This window comes from Novosphingobium sp. (genome assembly GCF_031424035.1).
Classification (GTDB): Bacteria; Pseudomonadota; Alphaproteobacteria; order Sphingomonadales; family Sphingomonadaceae; genus Novosphingobium.
In genome coordinates this window covers 1-25,495 of the sequence record NZ_JANPGP010000027.1, presented here as the reverse complement: position 1 = coordinate 25,495, position 25,495 = coordinate 1, and the positions used below count along the sequence as shown (strand labels likewise).

Annotated in this window: 19 protein-coding genes, 1 tRNA gene and 2 rRNA genes; 7 read left to right on the top strand and 15 right to left on the bottom strand. The window is 61.4% G+C overall.

Features of this window, described 5'->3' with window-relative positions:
* Position 1 precedes the first annotated feature (1 nt).
* Positions 2-3,085 (top strand): hypothetical protein, encoded by a 3,084-nt coding sequence (locus RMO89_RS03400; RefSeq protein ID WP_310531221.1) that lies wholly within the window; start codon positions 2-4, stop codon positions 3,083-3,085.
* Positions 3,086-3,153: 68 nt separating this feature from the next.
* Here the strand turns inward: RMO89_RS03400 and RMO89_RS03395 are convergent, their stop codons facing one another.
* The 4 genes from RMO89_RS03395 to hcp form a co-directional block, all read right to left on the bottom strand.
* Positions 3,154-3,474: a DUF736 domain-containing protein gene (locus RMO89_RS03395; protein ID WP_310531220.1), complete on the bottom strand. Its 321-nt coding sequence runs from the start codon at positions 3,472-3,474 to the stop codon at positions 3,154-3,156.
* 653 nt (positions 3,475-4,127) lie between these two features.
* Positions 4,128-4,574, bottom strand: a complete 447-nt coding sequence (locus tag RMO89_RS03390; protein WP_310531219.1) for a hypothetical protein — start codon at positions 4,572-4,574, stop codon at positions 4,128-4,130.
* A 102-nt stretch (positions 4,575-4,676) separates the two neighbouring features.
* Positions 4,677-4,841: a hypothetical protein gene (locus RMO89_RS03385; RefSeq protein WP_310531218.1), complete on the bottom strand. Its 165-nt coding sequence runs from the start codon at positions 4,839-4,841 to the stop codon at positions 4,677-4,679.
* Positions 4,842-5,518: 677 nt separating this feature from the next.
* Positions 5,519-7,159, bottom strand: a complete 1,641-nt coding sequence (gene hcp / locus RMO89_RS03375; protein ID WP_310531215.1) for a hydroxylamine reductase — start codon at positions 7,157-7,159, stop codon at positions 5,519-5,521.
* Between the two features lie 137 nt (positions 7,160-7,296).
* Between hcp and RMO89_RS03370 the strand changes: the two genes are divergently transcribed.
* On the top strand, positions 7,297-7,701 hold the full coding sequence (locus RMO89_RS03370) for an Rrf2 family transcriptional regulator (RefSeq protein WP_310531214.1): 405 nt from the start codon (positions 7,297-7,299) through the stop codon (positions 7,699-7,701).
* Between the two features lie 179 nt (positions 7,702-7,880).
* Here RMO89_RS03370 and RMO89_RS03365 read toward each other — a convergent pair whose 3' ends face one another.
* The 6 genes from RMO89_RS03365 to RMO89_RS03340 form a co-directional block, all read right to left on the bottom strand.
* Positions 7,881-8,798 carry a DUF2493 domain-containing protein gene (locus RMO89_RS03365; RefSeq protein ID WP_310531213.1) on the bottom strand — a complete coding sequence of 306 codons (918 nt, stop codon included), beginning with the start codon at positions 8,796-8,798 and terminating at the stop codon, positions 7,881-7,883.
* A 309-nt stretch (positions 8,799-9,107) separates the two neighbouring features.
* Positions 9,108-10,160, bottom strand: a complete 1,053-nt coding sequence (locus tag RMO89_RS03360; protein WP_409035507.1) for a toprim domain-containing protein — start codon at positions 10,158-10,160, stop codon at positions 9,108-9,110.
* Position 10,161: 1 nt separating this feature from the next.
* A complete protein-coding gene (locus RMO89_RS03355) occupies positions 10,162-14,505 on the bottom strand; it encodes a strawberry notch family protein (protein ID WP_310531211.1) in 4,344 nt (1,447 codons plus the stop codon).
* Positions 14,506-14,546: 41 nt separating this feature from the next.
* Positions 14,547-14,762 (bottom strand): DUF6117 family protein, encoded by a 216-nt coding sequence (locus RMO89_RS03350; RefSeq protein ID WP_310531210.1) that lies wholly within the window; start codon positions 14,760-14,762, stop codon positions 14,547-14,549.
* Positions 14,763-14,827: 65 nt separating this feature from the next.
* Positions 14,828-16,918, bottom strand: a complete 2,091-nt coding sequence (locus tag RMO89_RS03345) for a ParB/RepB/Spo0J family partition protein (RefSeq protein WP_310531209.1) — start codon at positions 16,916-16,918, stop codon at positions 14,828-14,830.
* A 126-nt stretch (positions 16,919-17,044) separates the two neighbouring features.
* The gene (locus RMO89_RS03340) at positions 17,045-18,250 is read right to left on the bottom strand and encodes a DUF932 domain-containing protein (RefSeq protein WP_310531208.1); all 1,206 of its coding nucleotides are present in this window, start codon (positions 18,248-18,250) and stop codon (positions 17,045-17,047) included.
* A 613-nt stretch (positions 18,251-18,863) separates the two neighbouring features.
* Here RMO89_RS03340 and RMO89_RS03335 point away from each other — a divergent pair.
* From RMO89_RS03335 to bioB, 4 genes are read left to right on the top strand one after another with little or no spacing between them, the layout of a single operon-like run.
* Entirely contained in the window at positions 18,864-19,115 is a 252-nt protein-coding gene (locus RMO89_RS03335; protein ID WP_310531207.1) for a helix-turn-helix domain-containing protein, read from the top strand.
* Positions 19,115-20,443, top strand: a complete 1,329-nt coding sequence (locus tag RMO89_RS03330; RefSeq protein WP_310531206.1) for a type II toxin-antitoxin system HipA family toxin — start codon at positions 19,115-19,117, stop codon at positions 20,441-20,443. The genes RMO89_RS03335 and RMO89_RS03330 overlap by 1 nt, the downstream gene beginning before the upstream one ends.
* Before the next feature lie 40 nt (positions 20,444-20,483).
* Entirely contained in the window at positions 20,484-20,939 is a 456-nt protein-coding gene (locus RMO89_RS03325; RefSeq protein WP_310531205.1) for a DMT family transporter, read from the top strand.
* Complete coding sequence (bioB, locus tag RMO89_RS03320; RefSeq protein ID WP_310531204.1) at positions 20,936-21,973, top strand: biotin synthase BioB; 1,038 nt, start codon at positions 20,936-20,938, stop codon at positions 21,971-21,973. Before RMO89_RS03325 ends, bioB begins: the two co-directional genes overlap by 4 nt.
* 302 nt (positions 21,974-22,275) lie before the next feature.
* On the opposite strand, the gene RMO89_RS03315 is transcribed toward bioB, so the two are convergent.
* Positions 22,276-22,611, bottom strand: a complete 336-nt coding sequence (locus tag RMO89_RS03315; protein ID WP_310531203.1) for a helix-turn-helix transcriptional regulator — start codon at positions 22,609-22,611, stop codon at positions 22,276-22,278.
* Positions 22,612-23,033: 422 nt separating this feature from the next.
* Between RMO89_RS03315 and RMO89_RS03310 the strand changes: the two genes are divergently transcribed.
* Positions 23,034-24,686 (top strand): recombinase family protein, encoded by a 1,653-nt coding sequence (locus tag RMO89_RS03310; protein ID WP_310531409.1) that lies wholly within the window; start codon positions 23,034-23,036, stop codon positions 24,684-24,686.
* Here the strand turns inward: RMO89_RS03310 and RMO89_RS03305 are convergent.
* The 4 genes from RMO89_RS03305 to RMO89_RS03290 all read right to left on the bottom strand — a co-directional run.
* Positions 24,643-24,719 (bottom strand) — tRNA-Met (locus RMO89_RS03305). The genes RMO89_RS03310 and RMO89_RS03305 overlap by 44 nt on opposite strands.
* 136 nt (positions 24,720-24,855) lie before the next feature.
* Positions 24,856-24,970 (bottom strand): 5S ribosomal RNA (rrf, locus tag RMO89_RS03300).
* Positions 24,963-25,106, bottom strand: coding sequence for a hypothetical protein (locus RMO89_RS03295; protein ID WP_310531202.1), 144 nt, complete (start codon positions 25,104-25,106; stop codon positions 24,963-24,965). The genes rrf and RMO89_RS03295 overlap by 8 nt, the downstream gene beginning before the upstream one ends.
* Positions 25,106-25,495: ribosomal RNA gene (locus tag RMO89_RS03290) — 23S ribosomal RNA — on the bottom strand; the annotation flags it as partial. The genes RMO89_RS03295 and RMO89_RS03290, both read right to left, overlap by 1 nt.

The following is a 25,495-nucleotide window of genomic DNA, read 5'->3' as shown; positions in this document are numbered from 1 at the left end:
CATGTACCAATCCCATATCTTCACGCTGCGTAGCCGCTACCTGCTGGGGTCCGCGCTTGCGGCCTGCGTCATGGCAAGTGCTGTTCCGGCAAGCGCACAGAACATAGCTCCCTCGCTCTTGGCCAATGGAAACATCGTGTCGTCTTCCGACCAGAAGCAGGCCGGTGTCTCGATGACATCAAGCGTGAATGATCCGAACGCTGACGTCCTCGGTGACGTGAACCTTGCCACCATCAATCTGAGCGCAAGTGCGCTGCGCGCCCTGGCCAGCGCGAATACGGCCGCGTCGAACCTGCAGTCGGAGCCTGGCGTGACTGCCGGCACCATATCGACGACGCTTGCGAGCGGCCCATCGGGAACACTCGGTTCAGCAAACGTTCTTGCTGCTACCCGTCAATCTGCCACGGACACGCTGGTCTGGAGCCGGGAAACCGCGATGCAGCCCCACGCTGAGCTTGGGGTGATTGCCAGCAGTGTGACCTCAAGCAAGATCACGGTGTCCGATGGCATCGAGGAAGCACTGGCTGTCGGAAACGAAGCAGGCACTGCCATCACGCTTGAATCCGCAAACCTGTTCGGCGCTGGAATCGTCACCGATCAGCAGGTCAGTGGCAGCAGCGTCGTTCGTTCCGAACGGCTGGGAGAGACGCGAATTGGCGCGCGCAGCCTTACCGGCAGCGATCTGGCGATTACGGGAAGTGTCCAGCGCGCCGTAGCCTACGCCAACACCTCGGCGAATGACCTCGATGCGGTTGCAGGGACGGTCCATCCGGAACCTGGCAACGCACCATCGCGCATCAATGGAGCCGGAAGCGGTGCAGAGGTGAACGCGACCTTTGCCGTGCTTTCGGATCAGCGGCTTGCGGGATCTCTCGGGGCCAAAAGCTACGGCGGGTACAACCTCGAGGTGAGCGAAAACTCCGAAGGTTCGGCGCTCACGATCGGGAGCAATCGCAACCTGTCGGTTGCTGGGGGCAATCGCTCCGCCAATGGGCTTGAACTCTCACTCACTGGTCTTGCTGCAACGCCCTATGCGCAGGGCGCAATTGCCAATGTCACCAACGTCCAGTCTTCGACCGGTCTTGTTGACGCCCTGACCGACGGCGCACCGCGCGTCTCGGTAGCGGGTACTGCGAAGAACGTAGCAATTGCGGTCCGCGGCAACACCATGCTCGCTTCGGCGACGGCCAACCTGGCCGAAGGCAACTATCTCACCTTAACGGGCGGCGAGATGGTGCCGAGCATTCTTCTGCCGGGCGGCGGCGGAAACTCAGGTGGCTGGCCGCCGTTGCCGCCCGTCGGCACGGCGCTCGCCGATGCTGGAGGCGCCATGTCGGTGACTGCACCGTTCAGCATCCAGAATTCCCAGCTCAGCGCGACCAATGTTACTGCGCAGACCCATGGGGCCTTGGTCGACATTTCCGCAGCGGGCAGGCTTTCGGGTTCGCGCCTCGAAGGGACGAACAACCTGATCGTTGCCGGCGCGACTGGAAACGAGGAGGCCAATGGCCTGAAACTTCTAGGCACCACGATCGCTACGCCTGCGGACGTCAACAGCCTGCAGCGCGGCAGCGGAACAGTCTTTGCCGGGACCGACAGTGCGATCGGTGCGCCTGGCGTTTCCCTCCTCGCCGCAGCCGGCGCGTCCGAAACGGCGTTTCGTGTCTCGGGGAATGCGGTCGCCGTCGATGCGGCACAGAACCGTGTGAGCAACACGCTTGAGGCGGAAGCTGCGGTGCTGAAAAATTCGAGCGGGCACAGCCGCTCTGAAGCCGGGGCGATTTCAGGCGGAACCGGCGCTGCGGCCGACTTCGCGCTTGCCAATAGCCAGCATGCTTTGGGTACCAACGAAGAACCCGGCCGCATCACGGCTTTTGGTGAAGCGAAATATGCGATTTATTCGGGCGGCCCGATCGACCGATCCTCGCTCGAGATCACCGGCAACAGTTCCTCGGTGTCGGCGCTTGGCAATGGCGCGTCGAACCGCGTTGCACTCAGCGGTGCGCGCATTGGCGTGGCGAGCGCAGCTGCCCCGGGTTCTGCGCTATCGAATGTCCAGGCGGGCAATGTCGATGCCTGGGCTTCTTCGCATGTCGTGCTTGCCATTCCGGCCAATGCGACGGGATCCACTGCCGCAGTCACGCAGAACACCAACCTCGCCACTGGCGGCGTCAATGCCGCCGAAAATGTCGTCGCCATTGAAGCGGCGAGCATCGGCAAGCTGAGCGGCACGGCCATGTTTGGCGTTGACGCCGTCATGGCCGGCAAGGTGTCAGGCGACCATGTTCTTGCCAGCCAGCAGCTTGCCGGCGGCATTGTCGTGGTCGATGCCGTCACTGAAACCCGCCTCGGCGGAAACGGGAGCGAGGGCAATTCGTCTCTGACGGTTGCAGGAAACCTCACGCAGGCATCGGCCAAGGCCAACGACGTGCTCAACACGTTGTCATTGGCAAGCGCGGCAGGAACCGAAGCCTCGGCAGGCCTGCAGAACAACCAGCAAAGCAGTGCATCGACCACTGCCCGGGCGACCGGCATTTTCGCAGGCGCCGGTGTGAGCGGGCCGGGCGCGCAGGCGAGGATCGCGGGTAACCCCATTCTCGCCGAGGCACGCGGCAACACCGCGAGCAATCTGTTGTCCCTCGATGCGGCCCCGCTCAATGCTCCGAATGGGCCTATGGCGCAGGTTGCTCTCAATCTGGCAAGCGGACAAGCAGTGCTGGGCAACCGCCAGGCTAACTCTGGTGCGGTCACAACGTCGGCCACTAGCACGAACTACCTTCCCGCCCTCTACGGGCATCAGGCGAGCAGCGCAGCCAATGGCGGAGGCCACCGCCTCGAAGCAGCCGCCTATGGCAACAGCGCGGTAAACTCGGCCCTGCCGCTCAATGCAGGCGGCTTGATGCCGGCGACGCTGGTTTCGAATTCGCAGGTCAACTCGGGTTCGATTTCGGCCTATGCCGCCAATACCGGCATCGCAGCGGCGACAATGACAACGAGTTCGGTTCGCTTGAACATCACAGGACACGCTGCGACCGCACAGGCCATCGGCAACTCCGCGATCAACACGATCGGCAGGTCCAACTGACCAGACCTTCTGTCAGTAACAAAAGAGAAGCCCCGCCCGGCAGTGCCGGGCGGGGCTGGCTCATCCGGTCATTCGCCGTTCGTGCGGCGGGCACGTGACCAGATCAGGTTGTAGCTCTTACCGTCTTCGTCGTCGAAGAGGTTGGCAAAGATCGGGGCAGTGAAGCTGGGATCATCGAGCTTGACCGAGAGGTATTCGCGGCCATCGCTCGAGGTCTTGGTCCAGGCGGCGCCGATTTCCGCGCGGCCGACGAAGACCCGGTGCGACGGTGCGTTTTCGTTGTCGCTGTTTTCAGGAACGATGCGGACGTTCTTCTGCTGCACCGACATGGTGACGATCTCGCCCTTGTATTCGTTGCCGGTCTTGGTGAAAGTTCCGATATTGGCCATGATGCATTCCTTCAAGTTGGTCGAACCCGCGCCCATCGCGGCCTCGATGGCTGGTTGAAGGCAGGGGCTTGCGCCCGCTGCATCCGCAGGACCGAAACGGAGTGGAGGACGACGGCCAGGCGACTTTCTTGTCTCGCGAGGAATGGGCGAGGTCGGGGCCCCCATGCGGCTTGGCCAGCATGGGGTGAACACGCCCAGGGGAAGAAAGTCGGCGCAGACGGCGTTGCAGCAAGGGATCAAGCGGCGAAGCCATCCCCTGACAACCAGAGCCATTGAAGAGGCGGCAAAGGGCCCGGGTCACACTTGACCGGGTGTCATGGCATTTCCCGGACTTACCAGACCAGGCTCCGACCAGGAGAGTAATGTCATACGGTGCGCTTGCAGGTCGTCATCGCATCTCCAGATATCGGCAATGGTAATGCGCTTCGCTCGGATCTGATCTTGAACCGCGCTTTTGGCCCCGCATGGCCCGCCTTCAAATGGCTGTGAATTCCTGATCGCGCTCGGCCCCAGCCACCGCCCCAGACCCGCCACACCCGAAACGAGAATGGCGGAGCCTGCCACCAGATAACAACGCCTGCCCCGTAACGGCTGGACTAACCGTGCCAGCCCTGCCCGGTAATTGCCGGGCGGGGTCCCACAAAATAACGAAGCTACAAGCGAGCGCGGCTCCACTGTGTCCAGGATGCCGCAGCAACAAATGCAGCGCCGATACATGAGACGATGATCTGCCATACACTTGTCGGCATGGTCGCCACCGCGATGCCGTGGACGGCGTGATACCCCGCAAAGGCTGCCGGTGCAGCAAAGGCGATACCGATTGCTGCCCGGGCCGTGTCGGACCTGGCGAACGCCAGCGCCAGTTGCGCGACTGCGAGCAGAACGATCGCGGCAATGGCGGCGGCGGCGAGCGCAGCGACAATGCCGCTGCCACCTCGGTAGGCGGTGGAACCGGCGAGAAAGGCCACGAACAGCGGCAAGACAAAGATCGAAAGGCGGAAAAGAAGCGCGCAGCACAGGAATACTGCGACGATTATCAGGGCAAAGCCGATCAGCATGGCGTCCTCCTCGAAACCAAGGATAAGGGACGCGCTCTCCACCACCACCGCAGCGCAATGTGCAGGAACTCTATAGCAAAAATGCGCCATGGCTGGAATCCCTGATGGGCATCCAGCCAATCGGCGCCGCGCGATTTGTCGCGGTCAGGGGTTGAACGGGTCATATTCGTGGATCACGCTGTCGGCATCGCCATCGAATTCGGACGTGGGAACGGCGGCGTAGCCGTTGCCGGCGTGGAACAGGGTGACGCAGACCATCAATGTGCGGGCGAGGCTCCAGGCGTGACGCTGTGCTAGGTCGAGTGACATGTTCGAGCTCCTGTCTCGGAGCAGGGACCATCCCCGCTCGACAGGCCCCGGACAGACGGCACAAAGCCGCAATCACCACGAAGGCAGAAGGCCGCAGTGGCCGCACGCGGCACGCGTAGCGGACCCTTCACGGGTTGATTGAAGGAGGATTTGAGGCGGCCAACGGATTGGCCTTTGAGAGCAAGGTGGTTTGATCCCGCTCAGGCACGTAAGCTAACCAACGACTTCGCAGCTAACCTCTATCGCAACGCACATTTTGTCGCAGTCCGCCAACATTTCGGTCGTTCACGGACCTGAATCCATTCGTTAGAAGCTGCCAAACATTCGCGGCAATCTGCCAGCTCCCTGCGGATGCAAGGAACTGGCAGGTAGTCAAATTTAGTTCCGCTCGGACAGCGTCAACACATCGTCGATATCGGTACCGAAATAGCAGACCGTGTTCTCATTGCTGGTATGGCTGAGCAATATAGGCACGGCCCGCAGGTTCGCTAGCGACTCCGGTGAATTTGAATAGCAACCTTTGCATGAAAAAATGAAAATTCGCGCCCGGCGACTTTGATCAGGTTGGCAATGGACTTCAAAAAAAGCTGGCCCCGCCACACGCAATGAGGGTTGCGTATAACGGGGGCCAGGCCGCCTTGCGCAACATGGGGCATGCGCAAGAGGATTGAGAATCGTCAGGCGGCTTCGAGCATCCTGGCGAGATCGTCATGCGCATTGCCGGTCGGGCGGATGTCGAAATTCTCGACCAGCACTCCGAGCACTTCGGGTGTCAGGAACTGGGGCAGCGTCGGGCCGAGGTGGATCTTGCGAATGCCGAGGTGCAGCATGCTGAGCAACACCGCTGTTGCCTTTTGCTCGAACCAGCTGATCGCATAGTGCAGCGGCAAGTCGTTGACCCCGCAGCCAAGCGCTCCGGCAACTGCCGTGGCGATCTGGATCGCCGAATAGGCATCGTTGCACTGGCCGACATCGAGCACGCGCGGAATGCCATTGATGTCTCCCATGTCCTCGCGGTTGAAGCGGAACTTGCCGCAGCCCAACGTCAGCACCAGGCTGTCCTTCGGCGTGGCCAAGGCGAGATCGTGGAAGTAGTTCCGCCCCGGCCTGGCGCCGTCGCAGCCGCCGATCAGGAACATGTTCTTGACTTCGCCCTTGCCGATCATGCCGAGCAGCGTATCGGCCACGCCCATCACGGTGTTGCGCGCAAAGCCTGCGGGGATGGTTTCCTCGGGCGCATCAGCGGCAAAGCCCGGCTGGGCCAGCGCGCAATCGATCGCCGGTGAGAAATCATGATTGGCGATGTGGGGAATATGCTCCCAACCCACCGGTCCGGCAGTAAACAGGCGGTCGGCATAGCCCTTGATCTCGGGGTTGATCAGGCAGTTGGAGGTCATCACGATAGCGCCGGGAAAAGCGTCGAAGTCGCTCTGTTGGTCTTGCCATGCGCCGCCATAATTGCCGATCAGGTGCGGGTAGGCCCTGAGCGTGGGATAGGTGCATCCGGGCAGCAGTTCGCCGTGGGTATAGACGTTCACGCCCTTGCCGGCGGACTGCTTGAGAATCGTCTCGAGATCGCCAAGATCGTGGCCCGAAACGAGTAGGCATTTTCCGGCCTTCGGCGTCATGCGCACATGGGTGACCTCGGGATGGCCGAAGCGCCCGGTGTTGGCGGCATCGAGCAGTTCCATCACCTTGAGGTTGAGCGCTCCAACGGCCAGCGATTCTGCGACCAGCGCGCCAATGTCGGTGGGGTCGGAGGCCAGGAAGGCGGAGATGCGGTGGAATTCGGCGCTGACCTCGGCTTCCTCGGTGCCGAGCACCCGGGCGTGCTCGCTGTAGGCAGCCGTGCCCTTGAGGCCATAGAGCACAAGGTTGCGCAGGCCGACGACCGACGGACCGTCACGGTCCATAAAGCGCTGGATGGCAGCGAAGGGCGCGGCGGCGGAGAGCTCCGAGGCATTGGTGCCGGGGTTCCAGGTGGCGGGCTCGGGCAGGTCGGAGAGGTCCGCACTGGCGCTTTCAGCCAAGGCCTTGGCCTTGGCGCGCATGGCGAGTGCCTCGGCAATTAGCGCGGTGAAGCGGGTCGGATCGAAATTGACGTTGGTCAGCGTCGTAAACCAGGCATAGGGCGTGAAGGCATCGACTGCGGCATCGCGCGTGCCAGCCTTGGCGGCACGGCTGGCATAGGCTGAAACGCCCAACATGACGCGCAGCAACACATCCTGCATATCGGCGACGTCAGCCGTCTTGCCACAGGATCCGACCTTGACGGCGCAGCCGCCCTTGTTCGATTGTTCGCACTGGACGCAATACATGGATTTTCCTTGCCAAAGATGAATGGTAAATTCCAGTTATCGCGCGGCGACAAAGATGAATTTGATTTGCATCAAATAGCGAAAATGCCTCCTGCCGCATGGCTGCGGTTCCACCAGCAAAGAGGGAATAAGGATCCATGTTGCAGTTGACCCGACGTGCTGACTACGCGCTGCGCATGCTCATCCATCTTGCCGGGATTGCAGGCGGTCGCGCCAAGATAGGGCAAATCGCCGAGGCGCAAGCGATCTCGCGCACGCATTTGATGAAAATCGCAAATGACCTGACCCATGCTGGATTCACCGAAGCCGTGCGTGGCCGGGGGGGCGGGATCAGACTAGGCCGCGATCCGCAGGACATAAACCTGGGGGACGTGATCAATGTCATGGAGGCGCCGGGCCCTCTCGTCGACTGCATGTCTTGCATCCTTGTCCGAGGCTGCGGCTTGCCCGCAGTGCTGGACAGTGCATCAAGGGCGTTCCGCGCGGAGCTTGCGAAGCATTCACTTGCCGACATTATTGGCCCGCGAGGCGCTCGCGCTTAGGCGACTCTGCCCCACTCAAAACCTATGAATAATGCGATCCATTACCCCCCACGACCCACCCGCAGAGCCGGTTCGTGCATGAGGCGCGAAGCGGCCATTGTAGCAGGCGTTTGAAGGTAAGGCAGCTAACCGCAATTTTACATCCGATTCCGGTCTGTCGCATAGGTCCAATATGCCAGTCATTCGATTGGCCAAACGTAAATCCCCATCTTGCGCGCCTTGTCGACCAGATTGGCATTGATGCCATTGCCAGGGCAGGCGACTACCGCCTTGGGCAGCACCTCGAGCATCTGGTCGTTGCGACGGAATGGTGCTGCCTTCTTAAACCGCTCCCAGTCAGGCCGGAACGGAACGTGGGTGATTTTGCGCGCGCGTGCCCAGAGCGAGGCGATATGTTCTCCGCCGGTCGAGTTTCCGCCGTGGAACAGGACCATGTCGGGATACTTGGCGAGAACCTTGTCGAGCGCGGCCCAGATGCGGTTGTGATCCTCATAGGCAGGACCGGACGTGAACGCGATGCGCGTGCCGGCGGGCAGCATAGGCTCAGTTTCCGAACGGCGCTTGGCGGCAAGGAAGTCGCGGCTGTCAATCATGGCGGCGGTCAGGGTGCGATGGTTGACCAGTGATCCCGTGCGCGGTGTCCAGGCTTTGCGGAAATGCGCCTCGAACTGGTCGGCGGCGGCTTCGCGCATGAACTCCATGGCATTGCGGCGCTCGATAAGGCCAATGCCTTCACAAACGAGCCGCTCGAGCTCAACCGACTTGACCTCGGAGCCATCCTGCTCGCGCTGCCCGCGCTTCTGGGCGTCTTCATTGTCATCTAGCTCACGCTGGATGCGAAATTCGGCGCGGTGGAACAGGTTGGCGAGCGACCAGCACAAGTCTTCGAGATCGGGCTCGAGCCTTGTGTCGATCATCGTTGCAATGAGGGCGTCGAACATATCGGCGACTGCGCCCGAAGCGATGCGCTCTTCGGGGAGTGGCCGGGTGTCGGCTTCATCCGAATAGGGTCGATAGCCGTAGAGAGCGATTTCATCAAGGAGATGGGCGGTGGGCGAGCTTTCGTGTTCGGGTTCAGAGTCGGGCATGATGGTCATGGCGCGTATCCTTGGGGGCCTTTGAACCGGGCACCCTGCCCGGCCTTCATGGGCGTCCCTCTGACCGGCTGCCGGGAGGGCGCACCCTTGTGGCTGAAGCGCAGCGGAGGATGGCGGTCCTGGGCTATTTTGGTTCGCGATGGAAAGGCGCTCCTGCGCCGCCGGAAAATAGCCGCATGACCGCCATTGCGGCCTCCTGGCAGCCGGTCTCCCGGACGCCTCCCCGGAAGGCAGGGCTAGCCCGGAGCTCCGCCCCTGAATGATACTCGCCGTGTCAGCCCGATCCGCCGCCCCCGTATCGGCTCGTCCTCATTGGGCGGAAAAGCGCGTTCGATCCTGCTCATGCAATTGAAGGCGGACCTGTTCACCCAGCCCCAATGCACCATGCTGGCGGAGATCGTCGTTGAAATCGGCGAAGTCAGGCATGAGCGAGACAAGTTCGATCCCTGCCGCCTTTGCCCGGTTGGTCAGGATGCCAAACGCCGCGTCGCCCGCCGCATCCCGATCGCGCGCGACATAGAGGCGCTTTAGACTCGGCGGGAACAGAATGGCAGCGAGATGAGCCGACGAAGTTGCGGCCGCCATCGGCATAGTTGGGAGGACTTCGCGCAACGACAGCATGGTCTCGATGCCCTCGCCCGCGATCAGGATGTCATCCGCCTGACCTAACCGGACTGCGTTGCCGAGAATGTTGCCCATGGCCCGGCGCGGCGATGCGACATTGGCTTTCTTGGCGCCCGTTGGATCGAGCCAGGTACGATGCGTGCCGGTCTGCACACCGTCGTCATCAGACACCGCTGCGATCATGGCCGGAAAGGCTCCAGGAGTTCCGGGAGCATCATCCTCATTGGCCCTATAGTAGCAGCGCGGATGAAAGCGCAGGGCTGGCAGGTCGAACGCCCGATTGATGCCGCGTGAGCGAAGGTAACTTGCGGCAAGCGAACCCGTGAGTGGTTTTGATGCGGAGAACAGTCGTTTGGCAGCACTGGTAGACCCTGCCGGTGCTGGTTTGGCGAAGGTTGTGGAAGTGCTGGTGCCGTCCGCGGCCGATGGCGGCAGGCTGAGGAAGCGTTCGGCCTCATTGATGGTTTCGGCCAGCCGCACATGCCGCTGATTGAGCCGGATGAGATCGACGAGATCGCCGTGTTCGCCGGTGGCGGCATCGACCCAGTTGCCGATCGCGCCGCGTCCAGTTTCGAACAGGCGGACATAGAGGCTGCGGCCCGGCGCCCCGGCCACATCTCCAACCATCCAGTAGCGTCCCTCTCGCCGACCGGATGGCAAATAGTGACGGCAAACGGCCTGCACGTTTTGTGTAAGCCGCTCCGACAGTTCCGCCGCGCGATTGGATAGTCTGCCCATGTCAGGCAGCCTTCCGGTCGGCGATGCGCGTCAAAGGGTGCCGTTCAAACAGCCGCTCGATCACCACCGAACCGAGCACGACATCGTCAGGGACGAACAGGCGTAGTTTCCAGCTGATGATCTCGGAGAACATCCCCATGGCCTTCAGCCGGTCGACTGCCGCCTGCCCAAACCCGGTGAGCTCGATCCGGTTCACTTGCATCAGGCGAGATCGGCGCAGTTGCAGTCCATCGGCAAGGTCGAGGACAGCATGTCCTTCGCGAAGCAGGGCAAGTGCTTGCGGTGGCGACAACACCGGCGCGTCCGTTTTGGCAGTCGCGCTCGCGGCCCAGGCCGGAGAGACCCTGCGCCCGACAATGCGGGTGCCGTCGTCGGTCTGGAGCCGGTAAACGCGGGTGGATTCTTCGGGAAGCTGCTTCCAGATCGGCAGCAGCAGGCCGGTGACGATGTGCAGTTCGCTTTGTGTGAACTCATCAACCTGCGCCAGTTCGGCTCGCCAGACCTGCGCAAAAATCCGCTCGTCCACTTGCTCCCAGCTGGTCTCAGCGAGATGGTTCAGCGCGAAGTTCAGCCGCTCCATTGGCCGGATCAGCCGGATGCGCCGTTCGACCTCGCCGTTGTCGAGCATGACGCTGCGAGCAGGAAGCTGGACCGCTGCGCGCTTCGAGCGGGCGTTGACCAGCAGCCGCGCTCCCGGTTCTGAAGTCAAGCCAAGTGCTTTCTCCACTGTCACCGGCTGGTTTCGCTCGCGCATGGCCACGGTGAGCAACCGGGTTTCGGCACCTGTTGCCGGGTGAACGTAGATCGTCTCGCTGCCCGTGACGGTAAAGCTGTCAGCGGTCAGCGTTTCGAGGCCCAGATCGTAGCTGCCCGCCGCGATCGCACTTTCGACCTTGGCGCCGAGCAGCTGCTCGAACACCGTGAACAGTATGTTCTGCATCGCGATGGTCAGTGCCAGCAGGCGGTTGAGGAAGGTCGTGATCGGCGGCAATTCGTCTTTCAGGCAGCCGCTGGCGTCGGTCAGCGAAAGCCCGGTCATGCTCTCGAAAGTGCCAAGCGAGCAATGTTCGACCTTCTCCGCATAGATCAGCACATAGAGCTGGCGCAGCGCATCGCGGGCATAGGGGCTTTCGAGATTGTCCTCCGGGCGGAACAAGCCTTGTCCCCCGGTCTGTCGCTGCCCGCGGGTGATTGCGCCGAGCGTGTCTAGCCGCCGGGCGATGGTCGAGAGGAAACGCTTCTCGGCCTGGACATTGGTGGCAACCGGCCGGAACAGCGGCGGCTGTGCCTGGTTGGTGCGGTTGGTCCGGCCCAGCCCCTGGATCGCGGTGTCTGCCTTCCAGCCCGCTTCGAGCAGGTAATGGTGCCGCAGCCGCTGGTTCCGGCTCCCGAGATCCGCATGGTAGCTGCGCCCGGTGCCGCCGGCGTCGGAAAAGACGAGTATCTGCTTGCGATCTTCCATGAACGCCTGCGCTTCGGCGAGGTTTGCATGGGCAGGCCGGTTCTCGACCGCGAGCCGGTCGCCATTCGCATCGACCTTGCGGACGATCCGACGCGAGCGGCCGGTGACCTCGGCCACCATGTCGGTTCCGAACCGCTGGACGATCTGGTCGAGCGCGCCTTGGACCGGTTCCATTGAGGCGAGCTGTTCGATCAGCCGATCGCGTCGTTCGATGGCGTCGCGGCACTGCACGACATTGCCGTTGTCATCATAGGCAGGCCGGGAGGCCAGATTGCCATCGCCGTCAGTGAAGCTCTCATGGAGTTGGGTCGGGAAGCTGTGAGCCAAGTAATCCAGAACATATTCACGCGGCGTGATATCCACCTGAACGTCGCTCCATTCGCCCGGATCGATGTCGGCAAGGCGGCGCGACAGCAGCGCTTCTCCGGTCGAAACGATCTGCACCACGGATGCATGACCATCGGCAAGGCCTTGGTCGATCGCAGCCATCAGCGTCGGCGTCTTCATCGCCGTGATCAGGTGATTGAAGAAGCGCTGCTTGGCACTTTCAAAAGCTGAACGTGCCGCCGACTTGGCTTGGCGGTTAAGCGTGCCCTCGCTGCTGGTGACGTTCGCGGCTTCCAGCGCAGCGTCGAGGTTGTTGTGTATGACGTGAAAGGCCCCGGCATAGGCGTCGTAGATGCGGATCTGGTCCGGTGTCAGCTGATGCTCGATCAGCTCATATTCGACGCCTTCATAGGAGAGTGAACGGGCGGCATAGAGGCCGAGCGCCTTCAGGTCGCGTGCCAGCACTTCCATAGCAGCGACCCCGCCCGCTTCGATAGCTGCGACGAAATCGGTGCGCTTGTCGAACGGGAAGTCCGCCCCGCCCCAAAGGCCAAGGCGCTGGGCATAGGCGAGGTTCTCAACCGTGGTTGCCCCGGTCGCGGAGACATAGAGGATGCGGGCGTCAGGGAGCGCATGTTGCAGCCGCAGCCCGGCCCGCCCCTGCTGCGAGGGTGCGGAATCGCCCCGGTCTGATTTGCCGCCGCCGGCATTCTGCATGGCATGGCTCTCGTCAAAGACAATGACCCCGTCGAAGTCGGTTCCCAGCCAATCGACGATCTGCTGCACGCGGGAATCCCGGTTTTCGCGCGCGTCGGAGCGTAGCGTGGCATAGGTTGTAAAAAGGATGCCCTGCTCGAGCCGGATCGGCGTGCCCTGGCGAAAGCGGGCGAGCGGAGTGACGAGCAGAGGCTCCTGACCCAAGGCCTTCCAGTCCCGCTGGGCATCTTCGAGCAGCTTGTCGGACTTCGAAATCCAGACCGCGCGCCTGCGGCCCTTGAGCCAATTGTCGAGCAAGATGCCTGCAACTTGGCGCCCCTTGCCCGCGCCCGTGCCGTCACCGAGGAACCAGCCCTTACGGAACCGGACCGCCTTGTCGCAGCCATCAGGCGCAGCTTCGACCTTGTCCCAGGTCGCGTCTACAGACCAGTTGCCAACAAGGTGATTGGCATGAGCATCGCCCGCATAGATCACCGATTCGAGCTGGGCATCGGACAGCCGCCCCTGTTCGATCAGACCCGCAGGCAGATGCGGGCGGTAGCTCGGCCGCGGCGGCGCGACCGAGGACATCGCCGCCGACTGCACCAATCGGGTGGGATGCGGCTGGGCACCGGCGATGCGGATAGATTGCAGCGTGTACGGCTCATAGAGCGTGTCGGAGAACTTGCCGTCGCTCGGCGATTGCCAGTCAATCAGCTCGTAATCGAGCAGAATCCCGGATGGCTCCGGTGCTGGAGTTCGAACCAAGCGCGGCTTCGGCCCTGCCGTTCCGGCGGCTGACGCTTTACGGGGCGCGCTCAGCGATTGGATTGCTGCCGTGATTGGTTGGCGCGGCGGCAACTCGCCGATCAACCAGCGCAGCAAGGTCGCAAGATCGGGAGCCATGCCCGGCGATGCCGGGAACTGCGCGGGATCATCCGCAGGCACCTTGTCGATGACAGTCAACCGAGTCTCGATTGAGGTACCGTGCGGTGCAAACAGGCTGCCAGCGATCGGCGCGGTGAACACCACGCGCGCCTTGTCCTGCAGCCGGACAAAACCATCGCGCCATGCCTTGTGATCGGGCGCGCAGTTCGCACCGGTGATCGCGACGAGCCGGCCGCCACTGCCAAGCCGCGCCACCGCCGATGACAGATGGCGGAAACCTGCGTCGGCCACACGGGCCTCGACATGGAGTGCAGCCGAGAATGGCGGGTTCATGACGATGCAACTCGGCACCAGACCTGCGCCGAGCCGGTCATGGATCTGTGCGCCATCGTGCATCGACACAGACTGGCAATCGAACAGTCTGCCAAGCAGCGCCGCCCGCACCTCGGCGACTTCGTTCAGGACCAGCCTGCAGTCGGCCATCTCGGCCTGGATTGCCAGCAACCCCGTGCCTGCCGAGGGTTCGAGCACCAGCTCGTCCGGGCTGAAATCCGCCGCAAATCCAGCCGCCCATGCGAGCCCCAGCGGCGTCGAGAATTGCTGAAAGCTGAGCATCTCCTCGCTGCGCCGGGTCTGGGTCGGTGCGAGCCGGGCAATGCGTTCGACGAGCCTCAGCCTTTCGAATGGGTCGGCGGTCTTGGCATGAATGGCCGGGCCATAGCGGCGCATGAACAGCACTTGCGCGATCTCGACCGCTTCGTAGGCAGCCCTCCAGTCCCAGGCGCCGCTCGCATCACTGGCGCCAAAAGCGGATTGCATCGCGGTCCGGATAGTGGACGCGTCGATCCTGCGACCGGCAACGAGATGGCCGAGTAGATCCCGGGCGGCTTCGATAATGAGACGAGCAGTCTGCTCAGGGCAAGCTGCGGAAAGCAGGCGCGCGTCGGCGCCCGCCAAAAGCGGGTTTGTCATGTCTTGATCCTTCGGATGGGAGGGTGCGAGGCGTCCGCAGCTCAAGCCGGCGGAATGTAGGCCTCGTAGGGATTGCCAGGCGCGAGGTGGCCGAATGGCGTCATCACATAGTCGCCAGCGTCGCGGGCAACGGCGCAAAGGACATAGCGGATCTCACCGCTCTCGACTTCGGTGCATTCCATCAGCGCAAGATCGCCGGCCTTCGCCGCCTTCATCAGCGTATCGAAATTGGCGCGGGCATAGTCAGGGATTGCCATGAACGGGCTCCTTCAAATGTCGGGAAAGAGGCGCGGGACGACTTGAATCGCCCCGCGCGGCCGGTTCATTCGGCAGCGACCGCGTAGGCCTCGTCGACCTCCGCTTGTTCGGGATCGCTGTCGCCTGTGAGGAAATCAGGCAGGTCTGCCATATCTTCGGCGTCCGTTTCGCTGACCGGCAGCCGCAGCGGTTCAGGCAGCCAGCCGGTGCCTTCGAGCAGGCGTTCGGCCTCGCGCGCCATGTCGCCTTTCTTCAGATGCTCGATCAGAACGGCGGTGGCCTCGCCCTTGGCTTCACGCACGGCCTCAATGATCCGGGGCTTGGTCACGCGGCCAAGGTAATTGTCCACTGTCGGCGTCCAGCCGGCTTCGGCCATGTCGAGTCCGACCACGACTGCGAGTGCATCGGCAGCGGTAATCCGCTGCGCGATGCCGTGCGCCGAGATCTGGCCACCATAACCCTTGACCGGTTCGAACAGCGCATTGACCCCGAGTGAGACGCAGTGCGCGAGAAGTGCCATTTGCTCTTCGTGCGCCAGTTCGACCAGAGCCTGCCACAGAGCAGCCGGCTCGACAGGCAAGCGCTCCGACCACTGATCGTGACGTTCCTGGATCGCCAGGCTCCAGGGGGTCTCTCTTAAGTTCGGGGCGACATTGCCAAGCCAGGCCTGGGTCACACCGATCTGAACGCAGCCATGATCCCCGTGGGTGCGGAACACCGACAGGCACAGCGCGTGGAGCAGCGCGATGAAGGCCGATTGCGGGTCGCCCGCGAGCGCATCACGCAGCGCCACCGTGCGCACCGCCGTCAGTTCGGAGACGAGCCGGTCGGGAAGCGGCCGGATGGTATCGTCATCGTCGTCTGGCACGTGCCCATCCTGCACCTGCCCGCCGACCGAAACCGCAGGTCTTAACATGCCTTTGCTGGCATCCGGACTGGATGGCAAGTCGTCGGCATCTTGCACGGGTTCGTCTTCGGGCCGGACATAGCCGCGGTCGATACGCGGCCGCCCGTCGTGTGAGAGCGAGACGAACACCCCTGCTTGTGCCTGCTCCTGGGGATCAAAGACCGTAGGGCGGCAGTTCAATGCGGTCAGTTCCGCGTCGATTTCGCTCAAGCGGGCATCGACCTCATCGGGAATATCCGAGCCATCCGTGTATTCTTCGCCAATCCGATCATACTCGTCGACCAGGGCACCGCGCCGCGCCAGTTCCTCATCGGTCAGCGGGACAGTTGTGCCAGTGATCCGGCGTTTGCCGCGCTCACAGCCGAACGGCAGGTCGATAGCGGCCTCGACCCATTTCCAACCTTCGGCGCCGACCTCCTGTGCAATTTCCGAGAGCTTCTGGCAGACCAGTTGCTCGACCAGAACTGTGTCCTGTAGCCAGCCATCCTCCTGTGTTGAGAACAGGTCGCGCATCACATAGCCGCCAGCTTCGGTGTAGGCTTCGAGACCAATGAACCGGACGCGCCGGTCATTGGAGGCAATGGCATCCTCGGTCAGCAGGCGGCGGATGTGGTAGGCTGGAGCGTGGCTTGCCTCGCCGACCTGCTCCCAGACCTGTTCCTGCCGTGCATGGTTATCGGTCACCGAAAATGCCATGAGCTGTTCGAGCGACATGCCGTCCTCGCCGTAGACCTCGAGCAGGCTGGGTGCGACAGAGGCAAGCCGTAGCCGCTGCCGTACGGTTGAGACCGAGACGAAGAAGCGCGCCGCGATGTCCTCTTCGGACAGTCCGGCCTCGATCAGCGCGCTGAAAGCGCGGAACTGGTCGAGTGGATGCAGGGCGACGCGCATGACGTTCTCGGCGAGTGAATCCTCCTCGGCGATGCCGGCTTCACGAACCACGCAAGGGACCGGCTGATCCTTGGCCATCCGCTTGGTCTTCACCAGCAGTTCGAGTGCGCGAAAGCGGCGGCCGCCAGCGGGCACTTCGAACATGCCGGTTTCCTTGCCATTGGCGTCAAGCTCGGCGCGGACGTTGATGCTTTGGAGCAGGGTCCGATGGTAGATGTCCTCGGCCAGATCCTCGATCGAGAGGCCCGCCTTCACGCGCCGGACGTTCTTCTGGCTCAGCACCAGCTGGGAAAAGGGAATGTCGCGCGAGGAACTGAGCACGAGCTTGGGCATTGTCCCGGATGACTTCTTGTTCATGGGGTTTCTCCATGACGGGCGCCGAGAGCCTCTCTCTCGGCACAGACCCGTCACGAAGCGAAGCGCCGCCCTCTCACTCTGGAGAAGGCAGCGCCGCGCGGGAGAAACTTGCCGATCCGGCCAAGATCAATGGACCCGGTCGAGCAGCTTCTTTGCCTTGCCCTCCATAGCGAGGCGGTCATCCTGGTGGGCTTTACCCCGCGCCAAGGCAGTGATGCCCTGCACGAAATCGAAGACCGATTCCGGCGGGCGCCCCTCCTCGGCCAGCACCGTTTCGATGATCTTGCCGGTCTCAGCCCTGGAGAAGCCGCGGTTCCGCAGGAAGTCGCTGCGATCCTCGTCGGTTCGGGCAACGATGCGCTCCCGCGCAGCCTTGATGCCGTTCATGAATGGCTGGGGCGACGAGTTCGCGAAGCCCTCCAGGGCCGGCGCTGCTTCGTGGGCGAAACGGTTCGCGGCATATTTGCTGTGGCGGATGCTGATTTCCTCGAAGTGCTCGACGCCCCACAGGTTCCGGTTCTGGCACACCGCGCGCAGGTAAAAGCTCGCCATGCCCAGCGTCTTTGCCCCGACTTCGGAGTTCCAGCTGTAAAAGCCGCGGAAGTAGAGATCGGGCGATCCGTCGGGCAGACGCCCGGCTTCGATCGGATTGAGATCGTCGACCAGAAACAGGAACACGTCGCGGTCCGACGCATAGAGTGTGGTCGTGTCGCGGGTGATATCGACGCGAGGGTTATAGACGCCGGTCGACCAGTCGAGCACGCCGGGCACCTTCCACCGTGTGTCGCCGGCGCCATTGCCTGCGATCTTCTGCACGGCTTCGACGAGTTCATGGTCATAGATCCGGCCATAGTCGGGACCGGTCACGGCGCGCAGATCCAGACGGCCCCCGGAAACGGGATCATCGGTCTCGAGCGTCTTGATCTGCTCGGCGCGGTGTGAGGTCAGTCCGTATTGCAGGTTGATCGCCGCCAAGGGTGCCGGAAGCTGACGCAGATAGGCCGCCGGTGCCCCGACCTGGCTTGCCAGCTGGCCGAAGCTCCAATGGGTCGGGGTGACCGGCGCATCGGCGCCGGGCAGGATAAGCGCGAGGCGCTCGGGATCGCCCCGGCTCGCCTCGACATGGATGAGTGCGCTCTCGACAACGCGGGTCCGGCTGCGCTCGAAACGGCCGCGCACAGACCTAGCCAGATCGCCGAGCGAGAGAAAGCGCTGATCGTCGGGCCGGGAAAACCACTCTGACGAAACCCGGCCGACGCGGGTCCCGCGGGAGACATCGACCTTGTAGCCGCCGCTGGCATCGCGGCTGGAACCTGAAACCTGCATATTCATGGGAAGACCTCCATGACGGGCAGCCGGAGCCTCTCTCCAGACTTCATTCCGTCACGGCGGAGCCGCCATCCTCTTACTCTAACCTGCGCATGCTGATCGTTGCGCGAGCGACCAGCGAGATTGCACAAACAAGGAAAGCGCACCCTGAAAGGAGGCGGCAATTGCTCGCATTATTGGTGCAGGCAGAAAGGCGGGGCCTGTCGCCTTTCCACGCCTGCGCGTGTAACCATGGCCGCCGATTCAGAGTGCGTGCGGGGCATTCTCATCAAATGCTGCGCCCTCAGGAGCCGGTCCGAAGGCTCGGCGGGACAGAGCGCATCAACAGCCCCGCTCCGTTTTCCGGGGCGTTGCGGGGGTGTCCCCGCAGATGGGGTAGCCGGAGACAGCGAAGCGGGTCCGGCTCAGGGGAAGCCTTTTCCCTGACGCAAGTTCTGTCGCAGATTTGATCCTGTCTGCGCTGTGCACCGTTGGCCGCCTCATTGAGAAATCATCTCTATGCGATAAATCACATAAACATTCTTTATGTCTATTTTCGCATAAGCCTAATTTATGCTCTAAATCGCATATTGCAATTTTATGCGCTTTCTGGCATAACGCGGGGCAGGAGATTTTCATGGCACAAATTGCACGCTCCCCTCGGCAGGTGGGCAACATCATACAAAGAGCCCGAAAGCAACGGGGCCTGACCCAAACGGACCTTGCCAATCTGGCAGGGCTTCGTCAGGAATTGATCTCCAGGATCGAAACCGGTCAAGAGGGGACAAAGCTGTCCTCAATCTACGCCCTGTTCGCTGCACTTGATCTCGAGCTCGTTGTCGACAAGCGCTCGGGTCGAACGTCCAAAGAAATTGAAGACATATTCTGATGGGGCGCCGCAAGTCACATGCACCGCTCAAGGTCCTGATCAACAATCGACTGGTTGGCCGCCTGAACAAGGAAGCCACCGGCGCGGTCAACTTCCAATATGACGAACCGTGGCTGGAATGGCCGAATGCATTTGCGATCTCACTGTCCCTGCCGATGCGCGAAACCGCATACAGTGGAGAACCCGTCGTAGCCGTGTTCGACAATCTTTTGCCCGACAATCCAGCGGTACGAAAGCGCGTAGCAGAACGAATGGGCGCGCAAGGATCAGACTACTACAGTCTCCTGGAAGCAATTGGCCGGGATTGCGTCGGTGCCATGCAGTTCCTTCCCGAAGGACAGGACGAGGGCGGCGAACCCTATGTCTCGGGAGTAACGATTAGCGATGAGGAAATAGAAAGGACGCTTGCCGCCCTTGAAGTTGCCCCCCTTGGCGTCGACAAAGAGCAAGAGTTCCGCATTTCCATTGCCGGCGCCCAGGCGAAAACCGCGCTGCTATGGCACAACGGGCAATGGATGCGCCCCAGTGGCAGCACGCCGACCACCCACCTGCTCAAACCGCAGCTGGGTGAAATTCCGACAGCCTTCGGACCGATCAACATGGCAGACAGTGTCGACAACGAACACTACTGCCTGAAGCTGATGGAGGCCTTCGGCCTTGATGTGGCGAAAACAGAAATCGTGACATTCGGACAGCGCAGAGTCCTCGTGGTCGAGCGATTTGACCGGCGATGGCGGAACGCCGGGCAGATTCTGCGTTTGCCCCAGGAGGATTGCTGCCAAGCCCTCGGGCTGCCCTCTGCGCAAAAATACCAGAGCCACCACGGACCAAGTGCAGTTGATATCCTGACCTTGCTGCAGAGATCCGACGAGCCGCTCAAGGACCAGGCTGCATTCTTCAAAAGCCAGATCCTGTTCTGGCTTGTGGGGGCAACTGATGGCCATGCGAAAAACTTCAGTGTCTTCCTCAAACCGGAAGGACGATATGGGCTGACGCCGTTCTACGATGTGCTTTCTGCGCAATTGGTCTTCGACAAAAGGCAGATACCTCATAACAAATACAAACTGGCGATGTCCGCAGGGAAAAATCGTCACTACCGCATCATCGAGATCGTCGGGCGGCATTTCGTTGAAACGGCCAAAGAAGCAGGACTGGGATCGACCATCATTCGTAACGCCATCGAAGAAATCATCGAGACAGCAGCGAAAGCACCAGATCTGGCCCTGGCAAGAATGCCAGACGATTTTGAAACAGGGATCCACGAAAGCATTATAACCGCAATGCCTGCACGGTTACGCTTGCTGGCTTCAGGCCTGGAATATCTTTGATCGCAGGTGAGGCCGACCCCCGGAACAGGAGGCTTTCGACATGAGCATACAGAATTCGTCCTGGACGATTGCCCTCATCATGTTTCTTTCGGGTATCGGTATTCCGATCCTCGCCACGTGGAATGGCGCGCTGGGCAACCAGCTGGGGAGCCCGGCTGGTGCGACATTTGTCCTGTTCGGCGTGGGTTTCGTCATCAGCGGAATGATCGTCCTGGCAAGTGGAATACCGCCGGCATCGGCCTTCACATTCGACCGGCCGTACATCTATTTCGCTGCGGTCTTCATGCTCTTCTATGCATTGGCAGTAACCTGGGCCGGGCCCCGGATCGGCATCGGCAATGCCGTGTTTTTCGTCCTGCTGGGACAGATCGTCGCGGCAGCGGCTATCGACCACTTCGGCTTGTGGGGAGCCGTCAGATCGGCAATGGACCTGCGGCGCGCCACAGGGATCGCTGTAATGGCACTTGGCGTTTATCTCGCGAGGAAACAGGCATGACAGAACCCCGCACCGACTGGACGCGCGAGGAGATCGCGGCGCTGTTCGACCTGCCGTTCACCGAGTTGGTCTTCCGTGCCGCCGAGATCCATCGCCGGTCGTTCGATCCAGCTGAGGTCCAGCTGTCCACGCTGCTCTCGATCAAGACGGGCGGCTGCCCGGAAGATTGCGGTTATTGTTCACAGTCGGTTTCTGCGAACAGCGGCGTAAAGGCGACCAAGTTGCTGGGCGTTTCCGAAGTTCTGCAATCTGCGGCGCGAGCGAAGGACCATGGCTCGACCCGGTTCTGCATGGGTGCCGCCTGGCGCAACCCCAAGGACCGCGATTTGCCCGCCATCGTCGAGATGGTGAAGGGCGTGCGTGCCATGGGCCTTGAAACCTGCATGACACTCGGCATGCTTGAGCCGCACCAGGCCGATTTGCTCGCAGAGGCCGGGCTCGATTACTACAACCACAACATCGATACCTCGCCCGAACGCTACGGCGAGGTAATTACAACGCGGACAATGGGAGACCGGCTTGATACGCTGGGCGAAGTGCGCCGCGCGGGGATCAACGTCTGCTCGGGCGGCATCGTCGGCATGGGTGAGACGCGTGAGGACCGGGTGGGCTTCATCCACACCCTGGCCACGCTGCCACAGCATCCGCAATCGGTCCCGGTCAATGCGCTGGTGCCGGTCAAGGGCACGGTATTGGGCGACATGCTCGCCGATCCGCCGCTGGCGAAGATCGACGACATGGAATTCGTCCGCACGGTCGCTGTGGCGCGGATCACCATGCCGGAATCGATGGTGCGCCTCTCGGCCGGGCGCGAGTCGATGAGCGAGATGACGCAGGCGATGTGCTTCCTTGCGGGCGCAAATTCGATCTTCACCGGCGACAAACTGCTCACAGCGCCCAACGCCGGGGATGATAATGATGCAGCCATGTTCGCACGGCTAGGGCTGAAGGCGATGGCTTTGCAGCAGACCGAAGCAGATATTGCTGCGGAAAGGATGCCGAAGGGCTGCGTGAAGCTGGAAGCCTTTCAGTAAGGTGCCTGCCTGACAGATCCGCCAGGAGATGGCGTCTGTCTTCCAATATGGGCTATCGCATAGTCGTTACCGCAAGCCATGGGGCCCTCCAGGTGTCCGGGGCTGAGCGCCGATTGAGCCGAAGACGGCTTATTCTTGCGCGGGGTTCAAAGCTGCCGCGGATGCGCGACAGCTTTGGCTCAAGCGCAAACCTTGTTGGGCTCCGAAGCCATTCGACAGCATATTCGAACACTACGGTTTCCGACCCTCTCGCGAAACCGACGAAGTGATTGTTCCTTTCGAGGCTGGCGTGGACTTCGATATCAGCCATCGGCAATCTTGCCGGATGAGCGGCCGGTGCGGGTGCGCTTGGGTAGCTCTGCGCGGGCAAGCGATTGTCCGACAAGGTCCCTGCCGATGTCAGCGATGTCGCCGAGCTCGCCTAGCAGGCCAAGCGCGTGCAGGACTGCTGCGTAGATGCCAATACCGACAGCGGTGTCGCCTCGCTCGATCCGTTGAAGTGTCGAACGCGATGTAAAGGCACGCTCGGCAACCACAGCCATGGGCAAGCGGCGGCGGCGGCGGGCATCGTGAATGTCCGCGCCAAGTTTGCGCAGGACTCGCCTGACGGCGGCCGGGGGATGATGCGGTGTCGGCATTTGCTAACTTGGTAAGTCTTTAATTGGCATTTATGTAGCGTGAAGTTTACAAAATAGCAAAGTTGACGACGATCCGGCGCTCAAGTGAGACCGCTCAGTCCCGAAAGCGGCGGCCCGCCGTTCCTTTCCGATTGTCAGCCAAGGCTCGACAAGCAGGACTGATCGTTGATTCGCTCCATATTGGTGACAATTCTCACGACCATGAAGCCGGCTTCAAACCGATCGGGAAAGCCCACAATCCCTGCCCTCGACGCCATGGGCAGCCCAGAGCTCGTGCTTGCGCGCCAAGCCACGAATGCCGATCCCAGGCTCATCTCGCTCGTACAGCTCTTGGCACGGCAAGCGGCGCGAGATTATATTGCCGCCATGGAACGGGAGCACCGGTCAGGTCCTCCCTGAGCAGAGTATTCGGAGGCACACTGATGAAAGTCGCGCTTTACGCCCGCTATTCAAGCGACAACCAGCGCGATGCTTCGATCGCCGACCAATTGCGTATCTGCCGCGAGCATGCCGGCAAGCAAGGCTGGGTAATCGTCGAGGAATACTCCGACCATGCGATCTCGGGAGCATCCTTGTTGCGGCCTGGCATCCAGGCGCTCATGGCCGACGCACTCGCCGGGCGCTTCGACCTTGTCCTCTCGGAGGCAATGGACCGCCTGTCTCGCGATCAGGAAGACATTGCGGGCCTGTTCAAGCGAATGGGATACGCCGGGGTGAAGATCATCACCCTGTCTGAAGGCGAGGTATCACATCTTCATGTCGGCCTCAAAGGAACGATGAACGCGCTGTTCCTCAAGGATCTTGCCGACAAGACCCGAAGGGGTCTCAGGGGCCGTGTCGAAGCCGGAAAGTCGGGCGGCGGCAACAGCTATGGATATGACGTCGTCAAGCAGTTCGACGGCAATGGCGAACCGATCCGTGGGGATCGCGCAATCAACGAAGCAACCTCGGCCGTCGTACGCCGGATCTTCAGAGACTACGCTTCAGGCAAGTCCGCAAAGCGGATCGCCACCGAACTGAACCGGGACGGCATCCGGGCTCCCACAGGTGGTGAATGGGGTTTTTCAACGATCAACGGCAATCCAAAGCGCGGAACCGGTATCCTCAACAACGAGATGTATGTCGGGCGACTGGTGTGGAACCGGCAACGGTTCGTGAAGGACCCTGACACCGGCAAACGCCAGGCACGGCTCAACCCAGAATCCGAGTGGATTACGCAGGAGGTTCCGGAGCTGCGTATTGTTGAGGATGCGTTGTGGGAAGAGGTCAAGGCGCGCCAGCTTTCGATCAAAGCAGAACATTCGCGGGAAGAAGATTGTCCAACAAATCCGCTCAGCAAATACCACCGACCCAAATACCTTCTTTCCGGATTGACCAAGTGTGGTTGCTGCGGTGGCGGCTATTCAATGGTGTCGGGCGACCTTCTCGGTTGCTCTACAGCTCGCAACAAAGGTACCTGCGATAACCGCACGAACATCCGTCGCGATCGGCTCGAGGAGCGCGTCCTGAACGCGCTCCGGCATCATCTGATGGATCCAGCCCTGTTCGCCGAGTTCTGCGATGAGTTCACCAGGGAAATGAACCGGGCAAGGATGGAAGGGCGCGCGGCGATCACCGCTGCCGAAACTGAAATCAGGAAAATTGATCGGGACCTCGACAAGCTCGTCGATCTCATTCTCGATGGTGGCCAGGCGGACCGCCTCAACGAGAAGATGTTGATGCTTGAAAAGCGCCAGAAGGAACTGAAGAAATTTCTCGAGACTGCGAAGGAACCAGAACCGCTGCTACATCCGGAAATGGCAACTTTCTATCGCGAACGCGTCCGGGAGCTTTATGCCGCTCTCAAGTCCGAGCCGAAACAGCCGCAGACGGAAGTAACCGAGGTCCTGCGCAGCCTCATCAGCCAGGTTATTCTGACGCCGCAAGATGGCGAACTCCAGATCGATGTCCGTGGTGAACTCGCAGGAATCCTGAACTTATCGCTAAAACGCAAAAAGCCCGCCGAGGTGGCGGGCAATTCGCAAGTGTCGATGGTTGCGGGGGTAGGATTTGAACCTACGACCTTCAGGTTATGAGCCTGACGAGCTACCGGGCTGCTCCACCCCGCGTCACCAAGGGGCCAATTAGGGCCAATTTGTCGGAAAACAAGTCTCCGAAAACACAAAAAGGGCCTCTCGGCCCTTAAAGTGCGGACCTTAAAGGTCCTGACAAGTGAATGGGTTTTCCGTTTCCGCCGGCTGTAATGCCTGGCGACGACCTACTCTTCCGGGGCTTGAGCCACAGTACCATCGGCGCAGTCTGGTTTCACGGCCGAGTTCGAGATGGGATCGGGTGGGGCACAGACGCTATGGTCACCAAGCAATAAAGCAGGCGGAAACGGTTTTTAATCGATGCACTTCGTTCTGCTGTTCTTTTAGCAGTTTGAGGCGTCTCTGGCTGTGATTTCGTCCAACAATCGCTGGCAGCACAAGGCTGTCATTGATGGTGGGATTCATCAAGCATGATCAGAGTTATTAGGACTGGTTAGCTCCATACGTTACCGTACTTCCACATCCAGCCTATCAACGTGATGGTCTATCACGACTCGAAGATACCTTATCTTGAGGGAGGCTTCCCGCTTAGATGCTTTCAGCGGTTATCCCGTCCATGCATAGCTACCCTGCTGCGCTCCTGGCGGAACGACAGGTACACCAGAGGCATGTTCATCCCGGTCCTCTCGTACTAGGGACAACTCCTCTCAAACTTCGACGCCCACGGCAGATAGGGACCAAACTGTCTCGCGACGTTCTGAACCCAGCTCACGTACCACTTTAATTGGCGAACAGCCAAACCCTTGGGACCTGCTCCAGCCCCAGGATGTGATGAGCCGACATCGAGGTGCCAA